16 protein-coding genes are annotated in these 18427 nt (G+C 72.7%); 10 read left to right on the top strand and 6 right to left on the bottom strand.

Annotated features, from left to right (window positions below; translation table 11 throughout):
• The first annotated feature begins 3 nt into the window (after window positions 1-3).
• From BJ958_RS18500 to BJ958_RS18485, 4 genes are all read left to right on the top strand, one after another.
• The gene (locus BJ958_RS18500) at window positions 4-1812 is read left to right on the top strand and encodes an ATP-binding protein (RefSeq protein WP_179728359.1); all 1809 of its coding nucleotides are present in this window, start codon (window positions 4-6) and stop codon (window positions 1810-1812) included.
• Window positions 1809-2756: a hydroxymethylglutaryl-CoA lyase gene (locus BJ958_RS18495; protein WP_179728358.1), complete on the top strand. Its 948-nt coding sequence runs from the start codon at window positions 1809-1811 to the stop codon at window positions 2754-2756. Before BJ958_RS18500 ends, BJ958_RS18495 begins: the two co-directional genes overlap by 4 nt.
• A gap of 20 nt (window positions 2757-2776) precedes the next feature.
• Window positions 2777-3925 carry a hypothetical protein gene (locus BJ958_RS18490; RefSeq protein WP_179728357.1) on the top strand — a complete coding sequence of 383 codons (1149 nt, stop codon included), beginning with the start codon at window positions 2777-2779 and terminating at the stop codon, window positions 3923-3925.
• A 103-nt stretch (window positions 3926-4028) separates the two neighbouring features.
• Window positions 4029-5276 carry a hypothetical protein gene (locus BJ958_RS18485; RefSeq protein ID WP_179728356.1) on the top strand — a complete coding sequence of 416 codons (1248 nt, stop codon included), beginning with the start codon at window positions 4029-4031 and terminating at the stop codon, window positions 5274-5276.
• A gap of 4 nt (window positions 5277-5280) precedes the next feature.
• Here BJ958_RS18485 and BJ958_RS18480 read toward each other — a convergent pair whose 3' ends face one another.
• Entirely contained in the window at window positions 5281-5976 is a 696-nt protein-coding gene (locus tag BJ958_RS18480; RefSeq protein WP_179728355.1) for an EcsC family protein, read from the bottom strand.
• 109 nt (window positions 5977-6085) lie between these two features.
• Here BJ958_RS18480 and aat point away from each other — a divergent pair, with 109 nt between their 5' ends.
• The 3 genes from aat to BJ958_RS18465 all read left to right on the top strand — a co-directional run bounded on the left by aat (window position 6086) and on the right by BJ958_RS18465 (window position 8071).
• Window positions 6086-6823 (top strand): leucyl/phenylalanyl-tRNA--protein transferase, encoded by a 738-nt coding sequence (gene aat / locus BJ958_RS18475; RefSeq protein ID WP_343052729.1) that lies wholly within the window; start codon window positions 6086-6088, stop codon window positions 6821-6823.
• A gap of 165 nt (window positions 6824-6988) precedes the next feature.
• Window positions 6989-7426: a hypothetical protein gene (locus BJ958_RS18470; RefSeq protein ID WP_179728353.1), complete on the top strand. Its 438-nt coding sequence runs from the start codon at window positions 6989-6991 to the stop codon at window positions 7424-7426.
• A gap of 24 nt (window positions 7427-7450) precedes the next feature.
• On the top strand, window positions 7451-8071 hold the full coding sequence (locus BJ958_RS18465) for a hypothetical protein (protein WP_179724393.1): 621 nt from the start codon (window positions 7451-7453) through the stop codon (window positions 8069-8071).
• 70 nt (window positions 8072-8141) lie between these two features.
• Here BJ958_RS18465 and BJ958_RS18460 read toward each other — a convergent pair whose 3' ends face one another.
• From BJ958_RS18460 to BJ958_RS18445, 4 genes are all read right to left on the bottom strand, one after another.
• On the bottom strand, window positions 8142-8480 hold the full coding sequence (locus BJ958_RS18460) for a rhodanese-like domain-containing protein (protein ID WP_179728352.1): 339 nt from the start codon (window positions 8478-8480) through the stop codon (window positions 8142-8144).
• A gap of 9 nt (window positions 8481-8489) precedes the next feature.
• The gene (locus BJ958_RS18455) at window positions 8490-9374 is read right to left on the bottom strand and encodes a universal stress protein (protein ID WP_179728351.1); all 885 of its coding nucleotides are present in this window, start codon (window positions 9372-9374) and stop codon (window positions 8490-8492) included.
• Window positions 9374-11197, bottom strand: a complete 1824-nt coding sequence (locus BJ958_RS18450) for an amino acid permease (protein WP_179728350.1) — start codon at window positions 11195-11197, stop codon at window positions 9374-9376. Before BJ958_RS18450 ends, BJ958_RS18455 begins: the two co-directional genes overlap by 1 nt.
• A 118-nt stretch (window positions 11198-11315) precedes the next feature.
• Entirely contained in the window at window positions 11316-12920 is a 1605-nt protein-coding gene (locus tag BJ958_RS18445) for a PucR family transcriptional regulator (protein WP_246319066.1), read from the bottom strand.
• 152 nt (window positions 12921-13072) lie between these two features.
• On the opposite strand from BJ958_RS18445, the gene BJ958_RS18440 reads away from it, so the two are divergent.
• The 3 genes from BJ958_RS18440 to BJ958_RS18430 are packed head-to-tail and all read left to right on the top strand — an operon-like array spanning window position 13073 to window position 17172.
• Entirely contained in the window at window positions 13073-14446 is a 1374-nt protein-coding gene (locus tag BJ958_RS18440) for an aspartate aminotransferase family protein (RefSeq protein WP_179728349.1), read from the top strand.
• 28 nt (window positions 14447-14474) lie between these two features.
• Window positions 14475-15980: an aldehyde dehydrogenase family protein gene (locus tag BJ958_RS18435; RefSeq protein WP_179728348.1), complete on the top strand. Its 1506-nt coding sequence runs from the start codon at window positions 14475-14477 to the stop codon at window positions 15978-15980.
• A gap of 4 nt (window positions 15981-15984) precedes the next feature.
• A complete protein-coding gene (locus BJ958_RS18430; RefSeq protein ID WP_343052728.1) occupies window positions 15985-17172 on the top strand; it encodes a CaiB/BaiF CoA transferase family protein in 1188 nt (395 codons plus the stop codon).
• On the opposite strand, the gene BJ958_RS18425 is transcribed toward BJ958_RS18430, so the two are convergent.
• Window positions 17150-18421: a DUF1501 domain-containing protein gene (locus tag BJ958_RS18425; RefSeq protein ID WP_179728347.1), complete on the bottom strand. Its 1272-nt coding sequence runs from the start codon at window positions 18419-18421 to the stop codon at window positions 17150-17152. The two genes, BJ958_RS18430 and BJ958_RS18425, sit on opposite strands and share 23 nt — an antisense overlap.
• Between the last annotated feature and the right edge of the window lie 6 nt (window positions 18422-18427).

Here is an 18427-nt window from a genome sequence, read left to right as displayed (position 1 = left end):
GCGATGATCACCACCCTCCTCGTCGCCAACCGGGGCGAGATCGCCCGCCGGGTCTTCCGCACCTGCCGCGACCTCGGCATCCGCACGGTCGCGGTCCACACCGACCTCGACGCCGACGCGCTGCACGTGCGCGACGCCGACGTCGCACTCCGCGTGCCGTCCTACCTCGACGGCGACGCCGTCCTGGCCGCAGCCAAGGAGGCGGGCCTGGCTGACGGGGGCGCGATCCACCCCGGCTACGGCTTCCTCTCCGAGAACGCCGGCTTCGCCGCCGCCGTGACCGACGCGGGCATCGCCTGGGTCGGGCCCGGCCCCAAGGTGATCGAGCAGATGGGCCGCAAGGACGCGGCCCGCGACCTGGCCGTGGCCGCCGGCGTCCCGGTGGTGCCGTCGTACGGCATCGACGAGGATCCCGCGACCTTCGCCTACCCGGTGCTGGTCAAGGCCGCCGCCGGCGGTGGCGGCAAGGGCATGCGCGTGGTCCGCGCCGCCGCCGACTTCGATGCCGCGGTGGCGGCCGCGAAGCGCGAGGCCGCCAGTGCCTTCGGCGACGACACGATCCTGGTCGAGAAGTACGTCGAGCGTGGTCGCCACATCGAGGTCCAGGTCCTCGGCGACAGCCACGGCACCGTCGTCCACCTCGGCACCCGCGAGTGCTCGGTGCAGCGTCGCCACCAGAAGGTGCTCGAGGAGGCTCCCGCCCCCGCGCTCGACGACGAGCTGCGTGCCCGGATCCACGAGTCCGCGGTCGCCCTGTCCGTGTCCGTGGGCTACGAGAACGCCGGCACCATCGAGTACCTCCTCGACGCCAGCACCGGCGACTTCTACTTCCTCGAGATGAACACCCGCCTCCAGGTCGAGCACCCCGTCACCGAGATCCACAGCGGTACGGACCTGGTCGCGCTGCAGATCGCCGTCGCCGCGGGCGATCCGCTGCCGTTCGACCAGTCCGGGCTCCGGTTCCACGACCACGCGATCGAGGCCCGGATCTACGCCGAGGACGCCTTCGGCGGCTTCCTCCCGCAGGCCGGTACGGCGAGCGTCGTCTCCTGGCCCGAGGCCGCGCGCGTCGACCACGCCCTCGAGTCCGGCCAGGTCGTGAGCACGTCGTACGACCCGATGCTCGGCAAGGTCATCGTCTCCGGGCCGACCCGCGAGGCCGCCCGCCGGGCCCTGGTCGCCGCGCTCGACGACACCGTGATCCTCGGCCTGACCACCAACACCGGCTTCCTGCGGGTGCTGGCGGCCGGTGAGGAGTTCGCCGTCCCCGGCGGCGTCGACACCGCCTGGCTCGACCGGCACGACGTCCCGGCCCCCGATCCCGCGCCGGCTCGGGCGATCGCCGCGCGGCTCTGGCTCGACGCCAACACCGCCGGCAGTGGCCCGTTCGCCGCCGACGGCTTCCGGATGGGCGCCCCAGCGGCCGCTCCGGTGGTCGAGCTCGACGAGCCCGCTGTCCCGGTCGCCCGCGTCCCCGCCGGCACGGTCGCCCGCACCACCGCCCACCGCGTCGAGCTCGCTCACCAGGGCCAGCGCTACGTCTTCGACCGTCCTGATGCCAGCGCCGACCACGGCGCGGCCGCCGGCGACGGCACCGTCGTCGCGCCGATGCCCGGCACCGTCCTCGACGTGTTGGTCGCGGTCGGCGACGCGGTCGCCGAGGGCGACGTGCTCGGTGTCGTCGAGGCGATGAAGATGGAGCTGGCGCTCAAGGCGCCGTACGCCGGCACGGTCACCGCTGTCGGCGCCAGCACCGGCCAGCAGGTCGCCCTGGGTGCCGAGCTGTTCGTCGTCGAGGGGAGCGAGTCATGAGCACGTTGCCGATGGTGGTCCCCGACCCGGGCCTGCCCTCGAAGGTCACCATCTACGAGGTCGGGCCGCGCGACGGCCTGCAGAACGAGAAGTCCGTCGTGCCGACCGAGGTCAAGGCCGCCTTCGTCAAGCGGCTGCTCGACGCCGGGCTGCCGGTCGTCGAGGCCACCAGCTTCGTGCACCCCGACTGGGTGCCGCAGCTCGCCGACGCCGCCGACCTGATGACCGGACTCACCGCCGACCTCGGTGACGCGGCTCGCCAGCTGCCGGTCCTGGTGCCCAACCGGCGCGGGCTCGACCGGGCGGTCGGGCTCGGCCTGCGCCACGTCGCGGTCTTCGCCTCGGCCACCGAGACCTTCGCCGACAAGAACCTGAACCGCACCCTCGCGTCGCAGTTCGAGATGTTCGAGCCGACCATCGAGGCTGCCCTGGCCGCCGGCATGGACGTCCGCGGCTACGTCTCGATGTGCTTCGGCGACCCGTGGGAGGGCGCCGTCCCGATCGAGCAGGTCGTCGCCGTCGGCACGCGGCTGCTCGACCTCGGCGTCGGTCAGCTCAGCCTCGGCGACACCATCGGCGTCGCGACCGCCGGCCACGTGAAGGCGCTCGTCGCGGCCTTCGCCGATGCCGGCGTCGCCTGCGAGCGGCTCGCGCTGCACTTCCACGACACCTACGGCCAGGCGCTCACCAACGTCCACGCGGGGCTCCAGTCCGGGGTCACGACGTACGACGCCTCGGCGGGCGGCCTCGGCGGCTGCCCGTACGCCAAGAGCGCCACCGGCAACCTCGCCACCGAGGACCTGGTCTGGTTCCTCACCGGGCTCGGCATCGAGCACGGCGTCGACCTCGACGCGGTCGTCGGCACCAGCGTCTGGATGGCGCAGCAGCTCGGCCGGCCCAGCCCGTCGGCGGTCGTCCGGGCCCTCGGTTCCGCCGATTCCTGACGCCCCTCTACCGTTGGGGGATGAGTGGTCGAGGACGCGCCTGGGGCTGGGTGGCCGCGTTGCGGAGCGGCGCGACGACGCCGTGGCTCGACTGGCCGGAGGACGGATCGGGTGAGGGCGAGGCGCTCGGCGCCGAGCTCCCCGGCGCCCAGCAGCTCGCGCTGCTGCGCCGCCTCAACCTCCACGCAGCCGCGGCCGGGCGCACCGTCCCGGCGGCCACCGCGGAGCGAGTTCTCGCCGCCGGCGTCTCCGGGCGCGGCCGCAGCGAGCTCGCGCTCGTGGGGGTCGAGGAGTCTCCCGACCGGTTCGGGCCGCGCCCGGTCGACCCCGACGCGCTGGGCGACGACGAGCTGCTGCGGGTCGCCAGCGCCCTGATCGCCGACGACATCGCGGTCACCGCCGCGCTCCCGGAGCCGGAGCCGACGCTGGTCGAGAAGGTCCGTGCCGTACGACGCCCCTGGGTGCGCTCGTTCGTCGTCGTCGGCATGCCCTGGCGCGCCGACGCCGTCCGGGCCGAGCTGACCGCGCAGGGCCACCGGCCGGGCGGGCGCCGGCCGACGGCGTACCTCCTCGCCGACGACCTCGAGACCGTCCTCGTCCAGGCCTGGACCGCCCGCAGCTTCGACCAGGGCGGCGCCTCCTGGCGCGGGTTCGTGCGCGCCAACGCCGGCGCCGGCCACCTGCCGCCGCGCGCCGACCTGGCGCGGATGGCGCGCTCGGCTGCCTACAAGTACGGCGCCGAGCGGGTCCGCGTCGTCCTCGACGACCGGCTGCTGGCCGAGGAGCTCGGGGTGACCCGGCTCGGTGGCCCGCCGCGCCTCGGTGCGCACGCCGTCGACCTGGTCCGCCGGGTCGGCGAGCCACTCGGCCTGCTGGTGGCCTCCGAGGACCGCCCGCGGCTCCTCCGCAACACCCTCGGTGAGCGTCTCGACGGGCTCGGCGGCCCGTCGCCGACGCTGCCGCCGCGGTGGGACGGATGGCTCAGCACGCAGGCCGAACGCACCCGTCACGAGCTCGCTGCTGCTCGCTACCCTGTCCTCGGCGATCTCGACCGCCTGTTGCCGCGCCCCCTCGGGTCCGAGCCGGTGGCACCGGTCGACGCCCAGGTCCTGGCCCTCGCGCTCGGCCTGCTCCTCGACCCCGTGACCGTGCCCAAGGAGGAAGCGTGAACCACCCCACTGAGCTCGGCGCTTCCCCCGCTTCGCTCCTTGGCGTCGATCGCTTCGCTCCCCGCCTGCTTCGCATCCACCGCACCGCTCAGCGGGGACCCCGGTGAGTCGGCGAGTCCTGCTCCACGTCGGGACACCCAAGACCGGGACGTCGTACCTCCAGGACGTCCTCTACAAGAACCGGTCCAGGCTCCTCAGGCAGGACGTGCTCTACCCGGCCGAGCGCTTCGACGAGCACTTCCTCGCCGCGCTCGACCTGATGCGGCTGCGCTGGGGCGGTCTGGAGGCCCAGGCCGTCGGCGCGTGGGACCGGCTCGCCGAGCAGGTCCGGGCACACGACGGCACCGCGATCATCAGCCACGAGATCCTCGCCTCCGCCTCGCGCAGCCAGGTCGCCCGTGCGCTCGCCTCGCTCGGCCACCGGCCCGGTGGCGACACGAGCGACGGTGGCACCGAGGTGCACCTGATCCTCTCCGTGCGCGACCTGGTCCGCCAGATCCCTGCCGAGTGGCAGGAGAACGTCAAGCACCGTGCGCGGTTCGGCTACGGCCGCTTCCTCGAGCTGATCCAGGACCCCGACCGTGCCCACCGCGTCGGTGCCTGGTTCTGGGGGGTCCAGGAGATCCCCGACATCCTCGACCGCTGGGGCTCGGACATCCCGCCGGAGCGGGTCCACCTGGTCACCGTGCCACCGTCCGGCGGTTCGCCCGACCTGCTCTGGGAGCGGTTCAGCACGACCTTCGGGCTCGACGGCCTCGACCTCAAGCTGACCACCCGGCGCGCGAACCCGAGCCTCGGCGTCCCCGAGTCGGCGCTGATCCGCCGGATCAACCGCACCGCCGCCAGCGACCTGCCGCCGCAGCACTACCGGCCGCTGGTCCGTGAGCTGCTCGCCCACCAGACGCTCTCGAAGCGGACAAAGTCCGCCCGTCTCGGCCTGCCGCCCGACCAGTACCCGTGGGTGCACGAGCTCACCGAGAGCTGGATCGCCGAGCTGTCCCGCCGCGGGTACGACGTCACCGGCGACCTCGAGGACCTGCGCGGCGCGCCCGCCCCGGCCGGCAAGTGGGTCGACCCCGACCACCCGCCGGAGCGGCAGGTCGCCGCGGCCGCGGTCGACGCGATCAAGGCGCTGCTGCTCGACAACGCCGAGGCGCACGCCGAGAACGAGCGACTGCGCCGCAAGCTCGAGGCCGCCCGACGTGAGCTGGTCCGCGCCCGGACGCCCCGGCTGATGCGGTCGATGGAGTGGACCGTGCAGAGGCTGGAGCGCAGCGGCAAGGGCCGGCAGGCGCTGGGGGTCTACCGCAAGGCGCGCAACCGGGTTCCCCAGGAGCCGCAGGAGCAGTGAGGGCTCAGGGTCGCCGCAGCGGGAGGAACTCCCGGCCGGCGTACCGCCCGACCCGGTAGGTGCTCCATCCGTCGGCCACCGCGCCGACCGCACCGCCGACCAGCGGCACCTTCTTGCCGACCGTCGTGGCGAGCCTCTTGCCGATCACCCGGCCGACCAGCTCGCCGGCCAGCACCGTCGAGACCGTCCGGTCCAGGCCGGGATCGTGCTGCGGCGCGGTCGCGATCGCCATCGGCGGCGCGGGCAGCTGCTTGCGCTTGACCATCGCCTGGACCGTGTCCTCGCCGAGGACGCAGACCAGGATCGCGTTGCGCACCCGGGGGTCGTCGAGGTCGTAGCCGCGCAGGTGGGCGATGCCCGCCACCATCCGGCACTGGATGAGCGCCAGCCCGGTGATGCTCGCCGGGGCCACGATCGCGGTGGTGACCAGCCCGCCCAGGTTGGTCGCGAGGCCCTCCACGCTGGCGTAGGCGACGTGGTTCTCGATCAGCTCCCGCACGGCCTTGTCGACGTTGCCCCGCTGCTCGTCCAGCTGCACCCGGGCCGCCTCCGCCGCCGGGGGAAGCGGCCCGACGCCCACCAGTGCGCGGTGCAGCGCCTCACGGACGAAGGACTGCGTCAGCCCCGGCGCGAGCCGGGTGACCTTCGGCGCGAGCTGCTGCGCGGTCCGCAGCGCCAGTCCCTTCCTCAGCGAAGCCATGTCCCCGAGCCTAGCCAGTGCCCCACCACGCGGATGGGCCGTGCTGTGCGGCGGATCTCGACCAATTCGGATGGAGCGCCGGGCACGTCGCAGCCCTTACGCTCGGCTCGTGCCCGTCGAGCCCGAGTCCAGCCCCTGGGTCTTCCCGACCCGTGCGGAGCTGGCGGCGCTGCCGGTGCTCGACGATCCGGACGAGTACGACGAGGACGACGGCGACGGCACCCACGACGGCAGCGACCTGGTCGCGGTCGGGGCCGACCTCGCGCCGGGGACCCTGCTCGCGGCGTACCGCAGCGGGCTGTTCCCGATGCCCGAGGGCCGGGCGGTCGGGTGGTGGAGTCCGGCCTACCGCGGGATCCTTCAGCTCGACGAGCTGAAGGTGTCGCGCTCGCTGCGCCGCTCGGCGCGTGACTTCGAGATCCGCGTCGACACCGCCTTCGACGAGGTGGTCGCCGCGTGCGCCGACCCGCGCCGGCCGCACGGCTGGATCGATGCCCGGATCGCCCGCGCCTACGGCGACCTGCACCGCCTCGGGTGGGCGCACTCGGTCGAGACCTGGCAGGACGGGTGCCTGGTCGGCGGTCTGTACGGCGTCGCGATCGGTGGGCTGTTCGCCGGAGAGTCGATGTTCCACCACGTCACCGACGCGTCGAAGGCCGCGCTGGTCGGTCTGGTCGAGGGCCTGCGTGCCGACGACGACGGTGCGGCCGGCAACCGGCTGGTCGACGTGCAGTGGGCCACCCGGCACCTGGTGACCCTGGGCGTGCGCGAGGTCCCGAGGGCGTCGTACATCGCGGCGCTGGAGGGGCTGCTCGAGGTCCCGCCGGCCGCGCTCTGGGGCCGCTGAGGGGGTTGTCGCACCACGCCGGTCACGGGGCCGCAACCTGTTGTTCGCCCTACCTGTGAATAGTCTGAGACCGGTGGGGGCAGGGTGACCGCGTGGTTGCCCGCGCGGCCGCGCTCCCGCCCGGGGCGTGCCGAGTGCTCCACTCCCTGAAGGAAAGGAACCGACATGACCCCGATCAAGCGCCCGCTGGCTGCCGCCGGCGCTGCCGTGCTGCTGGGCCTCAGCCTCACCGCCTGCGGTGGCAGCGACTACCCGACCGACGCGTCGGAGAAGGAGTTCTGCGGCGGGTTCGAGGACATCTTCAAGGTCATCACCACGATCAAGGGCGAGGAGCCCACCGAGAGTGAGTGGAAGAAGGTCCAGAAGGCGTACGGCGACCTCGGCGACATCGGTACGCCGGAGAAGATCTCCGACGCCGAGCGCAACGGCTTCGAGGTCATGGTCGACACCGTGACCGGTCTCGACTACGACGAGGCGAAGAAGTCCTTCGGCTCGAAGGACGGCGACGACTCGATCCCTGGCGTGTCCAAGGACGACGAGAAGGACGTCACCAAGTTCACCGAGTACGCGCAGAAGACCTGTGCGGACCAGTTCGGCGGCTGACGCCGCCACCACGAAAGGAAACACATGACGCTCACGAAGCGCCCGCTGGCCTCCGCCGGTGCCGTCGTCCTGCTCGCCCTCTCGCTCACCGCCTGCGGTGGCGGCGCGCCGACCGACGCGTCCGTCAAGGAGTTCTGCGCCACCGCCAACAGCACCCTCGAGGACACCGGCTTCCTCAAGGCGCTCGAGAAGAAGGACTACGACAAGGTCGCCGAGATCTTCAAGGAGCAGGCCGAGAAGGCCGAGAAGGTCGGCACCCCGAAGGGCATCCCGGACGACGCCCGCGAGGGCTTCGAGATCCAGGTCGACGCGCTCAAGGACCTCGACGGCGACACCGTCAAGAAGGGCTTCGAGGCCAAGGACCAGCAGGCCTTCGAGGACGAGCTGATCCCCAAGGACGACCAGAAGAAGGTCGAGGCCTACACGAAGTACGAGGCCGAGACGTGCTCCGGCTCGACCGGCTCCGACTCGGGTGACTCGGACGACTCGACGGACCTCCCGTCCGACCTGCCGTCCGACCTGCCGACGGACGTCCCCTCGGACCTCCCGACGTCGCCGGAGGACCTCGAGAGCCTGTTGTCGGACCTCCCGTCGAACCTGCCGTCGGACCTCGAGAGCCTGCTCTCCGACCTGCCCTCGCAGTGACGCGCTGAGTGTCGTACGGCGACGGCCCCGCTGACCGGAAGGTCAGCGGGGCCGTCTCGTCGGTGGGCCGTCAGACGACGTACGGCGGCTGGTCGCCGTCGGCGGTCATCGCCCGGCCCGCGCGCTCCCAGCCGAGCATGCCGTCGACCAGGTTGACGACGTCGTACCCCTGCTGCGCCAGGTACGCCACCGCGCGGGCAGAGCGGCCGCCGCCCTTGCAGACCACGAGGGTCTGCGGCGCCTCGAGCTCGACGAACTCGCCCAGCCGGGCGGGCAGCTCCATCAGCGGGATGTGGACCGCCCCGTCGATGTGGCCGGCGGCCCACTCGTCGTCCTCACGGACGTCGAGCACCACCAGGCCCTCGGGGAGCGGGTCGGGCACGCCGTCGATCTCGATGCTGGGGATCATGGCTCCATCCTAGGAAGGGGCCGGTACCAGCTGCCGGGGGACGCACACGACCGGCACCGGCGAGTGCCGGATCACCTTGGACGCCTGCGAGCCGATGAAGACCCGCTCGGCCAGGCCACCCGCACCCGAGCCGACGACGAGGACGTCGCCCGCACGCCACGGGACGCCCGAGAGCGCCTCCGCCCAGCTGTTCCCCTGACCGACCACCACCTCGGCGTCGGTCGCGGCGCTCGACCGGGCGGCCTGCAGGGCCGCGTCGATCTCGACCCGCTTCGCCGCCGCCCACCTCTCGACCACCAGTGACTGGGGGCCGGTCTCGATCATCGACCCGAAGAGCGACACGGGATGGACGTTGAAGCTGGCGATCCGCAGCTCCGCACCCAGGGCCGCGGCGCGCACGGCGGTCGCCGCGATGAGGTCCGCGGAGGCGGTGCCGCCGAAGGCGACGGTCAGCCGGTTGATCCGGGTCCGCGAGTCGACGGCGTACTCACGCGGCGCGAGCCCGACCGGGATGCTGGAGCCGTGCAGCAGCCGGTCGCCGATGCCGCCGAGCGCGACCCGGCCGAGCACGCCCGAGGGCGAGGAGCCGACGACCAGGTAGCTGGCGTCGGCCGCCGCCTCGAGCAGTCCCGCGGACACCGACCGGGCGCGGCGCACCTCCGTCGTCACGGCGACCTCGCTCGCCACCAGCCCGGCCATCTCGGCCAGGCCGGCGGCGGCGGACTTCTCGACGGTGTCGAGGTACTCGGTGTCGACGGCGTTGAGGCCGCTCGAGGTCCCGCTCACGATCGTGCACAGTCGCAGCGGCAGACCGCTCGAGAGCGCCATCGAGATGCCCAGCCGCAGCGGCGCACGGAACCTGTCGTCCGGCAGCAGGCCGACGAGGACGCTCATCAGCTGCCTGCCAGCGCCGAGCCGGCCTCGACGTGCTCGACGGGGATCGTGTACTTCTCGCGAGCCCGGTCCACGACGTCGTAGCGCAGCCAGTTGGACTCCGCGAGCGGCAGCGTCGAGATCACGATCTGGTCGGGACCGAACGCAGCCACGGCCGCGTCCAGGGCGCGCAGCGGGCGGTAGTCGCCGAGGGCACCCTCGGCCCGGTGGCCGTCGGCGTGGAGGGTGGCGAGCAGGCCGTCCAGCCGGCTCTGGGCCGCCTCGGTCGTGGCGTCCCACACGTAGACCGCCCCCTTGGTCAGCGCCTGCCCGGTGTCGATGGGGTTGGCCGGCACGCAGACGTAGTACTCGGCGCTGCCGTCCTCGTCGACCCGGTGGAGTGCGGTGCGGAGCTCGTCGTGGGACAGGGTCTCGTTGGCGAGCACGAGGACGCGCCGTGCCCGGCCGGTCGGCACGTCCTCGGGGCCGGCGGGCGTGCTGCCGCCCATCGCCCGCACCGCGAAGTACGCGACGAGGATGACCGCCCAGGCGAGCAGGCTGAGCAGCAGCTGGATCCGGACCTCCTCGTTGAGGCCCATCTGGACGAGCACCGCGACGATGCCGACGATCGCGACGATCGACAGGTAGGGATAGCCCCACATCTTGACGAGCAGCTTGCTCGGGTCGGTCCTCGGGCGCAGCACGAACTGCGAGACGGCGACCAGGCCGTAGACGAACAGGATGATCGCGCCCGAGGAGTTGAGCAGGAACAGGAAGACGGTCTCCGGCGAGATCGCGGCGGCGATGACGCACAGGAAGCCGATGAAGGAGGACGCGAGGATCGCGTTGCGCGGTACGCCGGACCGGCTGACGACGAGCAGGCCGGAGGGCGCCTCCCGGCGGGCGGCGAGCACGAAGACCATCCGCGATGCCGTGTAGAGGCCGGAGTTGAGGCACGAGAGCACGGCGGTGAGCGCGACGGCGTTCATCAGGTCGGCGGCGCCCGGGATGCCGATCTCGCTGAGCGCCTGGACGTACGGCGAGGTGTCCTCGTCGTACTCGTTCCACGGCAGGATGCAGGTCAGCAGGAAGATCGAGCCGATGAAGAAGACGGCGATGCGCATGATGACCGAGTTGGTCGCCTTCGCCACCGACTTGCGCGGGTCGGGCGTCTCGGCGGCGGCGATGGTGGCGATCTCGGCGCCGACCATCGAGAAGATCACGATCACGACCCCGGCGGTGACGGCGCTCGGTCCGGTGGCGAAGAAGCCGCCGGTGTCAGGGTCGTTCAGGTTGTGGAAGCTCACCTCGGAGCCCGGCAGCAGGCCGAGGACGAACAGGGTGCCGATCACCATGAAGCCGACGATCACGGCCACCTTGATGCTCGCGAACCAGAACTCGAACTCGCCGAACGAGGACACGGAGAACAGGTTGGTGGCGGTCATGGCCACCATCAGGACGAGGGACACGAGCCACAGCGGGGCGTCCGGTACCCAGTACTGGATGATCTTGGCGCCGGCCACGGCCTCGAAGCCCACGACGACCACCCAGAAGTACCAGTACAGCCAGCCGGCGGAGAACCCCGCCCAACCGCCGAGCGCGTTGCGTGCGTAGTCGGAGAACGACCCGGTCGAGGGGTTGGCGGTGGCCATCTCGCCGAGCATGCGCATGATGAGGACGACCAGGGCCCCGGCGAGTGCGTAGGTCAGGAAGGACGCCGGTCCGGTGGCCTTGATGACGGCACCGGACCCCATGAAGAGGCCGGCACCGATCACGCCACCGATGGCGATCATGTTGAGCTGTCGTTGGGACAGCCCTGCTTTCAGCTCGTGACCTGCGCTCATGCGGCGCTCCCTTCAGTCCGGAGGTTTCCGCTGAGGCTAGGAGGGCCAGGTCACACTGCTCTCCGACAGAATGTCGGATGAAGTCAAAGTTCGCGACGATCTGTCTCGCTGTCCCGGCTCAGGCCGGACCGGTCAGCTCCTCCGCCAGCTCCTCCGCGAGCAGCGCGACGTGCAGGGAGACCCGGATGTCCGGGTCGTTGAGGTCGGCGCCGAGCACCTTCTCCACCTTCGCCAGCCGGTCGTAGAACACCGCACGCGAGACGTGGAGGCTGGCGGCGGCGAGGGACTTGCTCGCCGGGTGCTCGACGAGGGCGCGGACCGCCTCGACCAGGCCCGAGCCGTGCTGCGCGTCGTACGCACGCAGCTGGCGCAGCTCGCGCTCGCGGAACAGGTGCAACCGGTCGTCGTCGCCCATCAGGGTGAGCAGGCCGCGCAGGTGGACGTCCTCGAGCCGGTGCACCAGGCGGGCGGGGTCGGGGGCGCGCACCGACGAGACGACGTGCGCGCTCTCCTTGATGGTCTGGTCGGCCTCGGCGAGCCCGGTGACCGGTCGCCCGGCGCCGACGACCGCCCGGTGGCGCCGTCCGACCCGGGTCGCGAGGTCGTCGACCTCCTTCACCGGGTCCGCGGAGGCCGGCAGGGACAGCAGGGCGCGGACCCGCCCGTCGCTCTGGGTCGCCAGGACCGGCAGCTTCAGCTCGTGGGCGGCGTGCACGGTCGCTGCGATCAGCTCGTCCAGCACCGGCGCCGCCGGCCGCGAGGGGTCCGGGCCGTCGGCGGCCGGGCGCATGGTCAGGCCGACCAGCTGGCGGCGCTTCACGGTGAGTCCGGCCAGCTCGCAGCGCAGGTGGATCTCGGCGTTGGCCGGGTCGTTGACCAGGCCGAGCAACAGCTCGTGGTGGGTACGACGCACCTGGCTGTCGCGGTCGCGCTCGTGCAGCCGGTGCAGGGCCAGTGCCGCGGCGGCGCGTTCGGCGACGGCGATGAGACGTTGCGGCGGCTCGGTGGGGGAGGCGATGACCAGCCGCCCCCAGCGCCGCTCGCGCCGCCCGAGGCGGGTGACCAGCCAGCCCTGTCCGCGGTCCCAGGTCGTGCGTCCCTCGAGCCGGACCTCCCGGGAGCGCTCGGCCCAGTCGCTGAGGAAGCCGCCGATGGCGTCGGGCCCCGAGCGGTAGTCGGTCACCCGGTGGTCCTCGCCCTCGAGCACCACCGCGACGCCGGCCAGCCGCTGGGCGGCGTCGAGGATCTCGCTCGGCCCGGCCTCCGCGATGCTCAGCTCGGTGAAGGTGTCGTGCACCCGCTGCGCCTCGCGCAGCTCGTCGAGCTGCTCGTCCACGATCCGCTCGCCGACCGCCTGCACGACCGCCGCGAACCGTGCCTCGCGGACGAGCGCGATCAGGGGCAGGCCGAGCGCGTCGCAGGAGGCCACCAGGGTCGGGGGGACGGTGCGCCAGCGGCGCCCGAGCTCGATCACCAGGCCGGCGACGTCCCCCTCGCTGAGGCTGGTCGCGAAGGCGCGCAGCTCGTCGTCGGAGTCGGGCAGCGCGATGCCCGTGGTCAGCAGCAGGTCGCCGCCGCGCAGCAGCGAGGCGATGTCGGCGGGCTCGCCCGAGTGGACCCACTGGACCGGCCGGTCGAGGCCGGCCGCACCGGCGAGCACCTCGGGCCCGGCCTGCCGCACGACGGGCATGCGCAGCACCTCGGCGACGGTCAGCACGGCCATGGCGTCTCCTCGGGTCGGCACCGCTCGCGCACACCGACGGACCGAGCCCGACGGATTGTCGGTGATGTGCGCGAACTCCAACATTCTGCCGGGCGCGAGGAGTCGCCGCCAGCCCGAGGATGGAGTGTCCCGACGTGGAAGGAATCCGCACCATGACCGCCATCGCCACCGCCCGCCCCACCGGCCCGGCCGCGCTCACCGCCGACGCCGAGCGCGCCTACGACCTGGACCGGCAGCACGTCTTCCACTCCTGGTCGGCGCAGGCGACGCTCGACCCGATGGTGGTCACCCGGGCCGAGGGCTCCTACCTGTGGAACGGCGACGGCGCGAGGTTCCTGGACTTCACCTCCCAGCTGGTCTACACCAACCTCGGCCACCAGCACCCGCGCATCGTCGCGGCCATCCAGGAGCAGGCCGCCAGCCTGTGCACCATCGCGCCGGGCTACGCCAACGGCACCCGGTCCGAGGCAGCGCGGCTCATCGCCTCGCACACGCCGGGCGACCTCGACAAGGTCTTCTTCACCAACGGCGGCGCGGACGCCAACGAGCACGCCATCCGGATGGCCCGGCTGCACACCGGCAAGCACAAGGTGCTCTCGACGTACCGCTCCTACCACGGCGGCACCCAGCTCGCGGTCAACGTCACCGGCGACCCGCGTCGCTGGCCGAGCGACAACGGCTCCACGGGCACCGTGCACTTCTTCGGCCCGTTCCTCTACCGCAGCTCCTTCTCGGCGACGACCGAGGAGGAGGAGTGCCAGCGCGCGCTCGCCCACCTCGAGCAGGTCATCGCCCTCGAGGGCGCGTCCACGATCGCGGCCGTCATCCTCGAGTCGATCCCGGGCACGGCCGGCATCATGATGCCGCCGGCGGGCTACCTCAAGGGCGTGCGCGAGCTGTGCGACCGCCACGACATCGTGTTCATCGCCGACGAGGTGATGGCCGGCTTCGGCCGCGCGGGGCGCTGGTTCGCGGTCGAGCACGGCGACGTCGTCCCCGACCTGCTCACCTTCGCCAAGGGCGTCAACTCCGGCTACGTCCCGCTGGGCGGCGTCGCGATCTCCGAGAAGATCCACCGCACGTTCGCCGAGCGGACCTACCCCGGCGGCCTCACCTACTCCGGCCACCCGCTGGCCTGCGCGGCCGCCGTGGCCACCATCGAGACGATGGAGGAGGAGAACATCGTCGAGCGGGTCGACGCGCTCGGCCGCGAGATCCTCGAGCCCGGCCTGCGCGACCTCGCCGCGCGCCACCCCTGGATCGGCGAGGTGCGCGGCACCGGCGCCTTCTGGGCGATCGAGCTGGTCAGCGACCGCGCGACCCGCGAGCCGCTGGCGCCGTACGGTGGTTCCAGCCCGGCGATGGCCGCGATCATCTCCGGGTGCACCCGCCGTGGGCTGCTGCCGTTCTCGAACTTCAACCGCATCCACGTGGTCCCGCCGCTGACCATCTCGGCGGCCGAGGCCACCGAGGGACTGGCGATCCTCGACGCCGCCCTCACCGAGGCGTACGACGCCACCCGCTGACCTCTCCTCGCGAACCAAGGACCTCACGATGACCCAGAACCTGCTCACCCCGACCGACACCACCGACGCCTCCGCCCCGCCCGAGAAGCGGCTCATGCTGATCGGCGGCCAGTGGGTCGAGAGCCTCACCGGCGCCTGGCGCGAGGTCCTCAGTCCTGCCCGCCACGGCCACGTGCTCGCGCAGGTGCCGGACGGCGGCAAGGAGGACGTCGACCGCGCCGTGCAGGCCGCCCGTGCGGCGTTCCCGGCCTGGCGCGACCAGCACTTCACCGGTCGCCAGAAGGCGCTGCTCAAGATCGCCGACGCGATCGCGGAGCGGGCCGAGGAGCTCGCCCGGGTCACCGCCGCCGACACGGGCAACGCGCTGCGCACCCAGGCCCGCCCGGAGGCCAACGTGCTGGCCGACCTGTTCCGCTACTTCGGTGGCGTCGCGGGCGAGGTCAAGGGCACAACGCTGCCGGCCGGCTCGACCCAGCTGCAGTACACCCGCCAGGAGCCGCTCGGCGTCGTCGGCGGCATCCTGCCGTGGAACTCGCCGCTGATGATCGCCGGATTCAAGGTCCCCGCCGCGCTCGCCGCCGGCAACACGGTCGTGCTCAAGGCAGCCGAGGACGCCCCGCTGGCGATCCTGCTGTTCGCCGAGATCTGCCAGCAGTTCCTGCCCGACGGCGTGCTCAACGTGGTCACCGGCGACGGTGCGACCGCCGGCGCGGCGCTCGTCGAGCACCCCGGCGTCGACAAGGTCTCCTTCACCGGCTCGACCGAGGTCGGACGCCACATCGCCCGCGAGGCCGGCGAGCGGCTCGCCCACGTCTCGCTCGAGCTCGGCGGCAAGAACCCGTCGATCGTGTTCCCCGGTGCGGTCACCGACGAGCTGATCGAGGGCCTGCTGCTCTCCTCGCGCGTGCACCGCCAGGGCCAGAGCTGCACCGCCGGGTCCCGGCTGTTCCTGCACCGTGACGTGCACGACGAGGTGCTCGAGCGCCTGGTCGCCCGGATGGGCCAGCTCGTCGTCGGCAACCCGCTCGACGAGGCCTCCGACATCGGCGCGGTCATCAACGAGGTCCAGTTCCGCTCGGTCAAGGGCTTCCTCGAGGAGGGGCTCGCGAACCCCGGGCTCACGGTCGAGCTGGGCGGCCTGCCGCCCGAGACCGGCGCGCTCGCCGAGGGCTTCTTCCACGTGCCGACGATCTTCTCGGGCGCCGACAACACCTTCCGTCTCTCCCGCGAGGAGATCTTCGGTCCCGTCGTGATGGCGATCCCCTTCACCGACACCGACGAGGTGGTCCGCATGGCCAACGACTCGGCGTACGGCCTCGCGGCCTATGTCTGGAGCCAGGACGTCAACCAGGCCATCGACACCGCCCACCGGCTCGAGGCCGGCTGGGTCCAGGTCAACCAGGGCGGCGGCCAGATGGTCGGCCAGGCGTACGGCGGCTACAAGCAGAGCGGCATCGGCCGCGAGGTCTCGCTCGAGGGCATGATCGCGGGCTTCACCCAGACCAAGCAGATCAACGTCAAGCTGGGGTCCTGAGAACGTGACCGCCCCGACCGCCCCGCTGGACGGGCCCCTCACCGGCACCCTGGTCATCGACCTGTCCCGCGCCCTCGCCGGCCCGCACGCCACGATGGTGCTCGCCGACCTCGGTGCCCGGGTGATCAAGGTCGAGCCGCCCCGCGGCGGCGACGACACCCGCGGCTGGGGGCCGCCGTTCGTCGGGCCGCAGGACCAGCGCGAGTCGACGTACTTCCTGGCGGCCAACCGCAACAAGGAGTCGGTCCAGCTCGACCTCAAGGACGCAGGCGACCTCGCCGTGCTCAAGGAGCTCCTCACCCGCGCCGACGTGCTCGTCGAGAACTACCGGCCCGGCGTCCTCGACCGGCTCGGCCTCTCGCAGTCGGTGCTCGAGGAGCTCAACTCGCGCCTGGTCGTGCTCTCGATCACCGGCTTCGGGCACGACGGCCCGGAGGGCTCGCGTCCCGGCTACGACCAGATCGCGCAGGGCGAGACCGGGCTGATGAGCATGACCGGCCCCGACGCGGAGCACCCGACCCGGGTCGGCGTGCCGATCGGCGACATCCTCGCCGGGCTCAACGGCGCCATCGGCGTGGCCAGCGCCCTGGCCGCCCGCGAGCGGACCGGCCGCGGCACCGTCGTCCGCACCTCGCTGCTCGCCAGCGTCATCGGCGCCCACGCCTTCCAGGGCACCAAGTGGACCGTCGCCCGCGAGGTCGCTCTGCCCACCGGCAACCACCACCCGCAGATCGCTCCGTACGGCGCCTTCCGCTGCTCGGACGGCTTCGTGCAGATCGCCGTCGGCTCGCAGACCCAGTGGGCCACCTTCGCCGGCGTGCTCGACCTCGATGCCGCGGACGAGCGCTTCGCCCGCAACAGCGACCGGATCGGCAACCACGCCGACCTGGTCAAGGTGATCGAGGACCGGCTCACCACGCAGCCGCGGGCAGCCTGGCTGGAGCGGTTCGCGGCGGCGGGGATCCCGGCCGGCTCGATCCGCACGGTCGACGAGGTCTACGAGTGGGACCAGACCCGCAGCCAGGGTCTCGTGATCAGCGTCGACCACCCCACCCTCGGGGAGATCGAGCTGCCCGGCCCGAGCCTGCGGCTCGAGACGCTCGGCGGCGAGCGGATCGGCCGGGAGCGGCACGTCGCGCCGCCGACCCTGGGCCAGCACGACGCCGAGGTCAGGGACTGGCTGGCGCGATGACGCCGACGCTCTCCGGCTGGAAGCCGGGGAACACCTGCGCCGACGACGCGCCCAGCCGGCCGACGACCACCTCGGAGAGCACGCTGCGGTAGTCGGTGGTGACCAGCAGGTCGCCGTCGACGTCGTTGACCAGGCCCGGCCACCGCCCGTGGTAGCCGCCCACGACGCCCGCGCCGAGCAGGAGCATCACGTTCCCGTAGCCGTGGTCGAGGCCGTAGTTCGCGTTCTCCCTGGTACGACGCCCGAACTCCGAGAGCGTCACGACGCTCACCTTCGAGGTCAGTGGCCCGAGGTCGGTCAGGAAGGCGGCGAGCGCGCCGGCCAGCTCCTTGGTCATCCGCTGCATCTGGCCCCACTCGAGCGTGCCGAGGTCGACGTGGTGGTCCCAGCTGCCGGTGTCGATGGTGATCACCTCGGCCCCGATGTCGCCCCGGATGATGCGCGCCGCCGAGGCCAGGCTCGCGCCGAGGTCGCCGTCGGGATAGACCGCGCCGTTGGCGGGCGTCGGGGAGGAGGCGCGGACCGGAGCGAAGTCGGCGATCGCCTTCATCGCCGACCGGGCGCCCACGCCGAGCGGGCCGGCGGCGTCTGCCCACATGGTCGACATCGACTGCGGGCGCCGGCCGTGGGTGTCCCAGCGGTCCGCACCGGCGAGCACCATCGACTCGACCCGGTCGACGGCCACCGCGGGCTCGGGTCCCAGCAGCGAGGCGGGCAGCACGGAGTCGCCGAGCTGGACGGCCTGCAGCGGGTCGTCGACCGAGTCCCGGCCGATCAGCCGGTTCAGCCACCCGATCCGCGCCGCAGAGCCCGGGTCGGCGTCCTCGACGGCCTCGATGGCCGCGAAGTGCGAGCGGTTCGGCGCCGGGAGCCCGGTCGCGTGGACGGCGGCCATCGAGCCGGCGTTCCACCACGGCAGCAGCGGCGCGAGGTCGGGGTGGAGGCCGAAGAAGGCGTCCTTGGCCAGCAGCTTGCTCGACGGCACGGCGATCCGCGGTCGCGCCGCGTAGTAGACCGGGTCGGCGTGGGGGACCACCAGGCTCATCCCGTCGACGGCACCGCGCATCGACAGCACGACGAGCACCGCAGGGGCGCTCGGCGTGGCGGCGTACGACGTCGACATGAACGCCCCGCCGATCGCGGTGGTGGTCGTCACCGCTGCCGTCGCGCCCGCCAGGCCGCGGAACAGGCCACGCCGGGTCAGGCCGCCGGCCAGGGCGGCGAACTCGTCACAGCACGAGGACGTCATCGGCAC

This window comes from Nocardioides kongjuensis (genome assembly GCF_013409625.1).
GTDB classification, from domain to species: domain Bacteria; phylum Actinomycetota; class Actinomycetes; order Propionibacteriales; family Nocardioidaceae; genus Nocardioides; species Nocardioides kongjuensis.
Note: the sequence above shows the minus strand (reverse complement) of the source record. Positions and strands in the feature narration are given on the sequence as shown.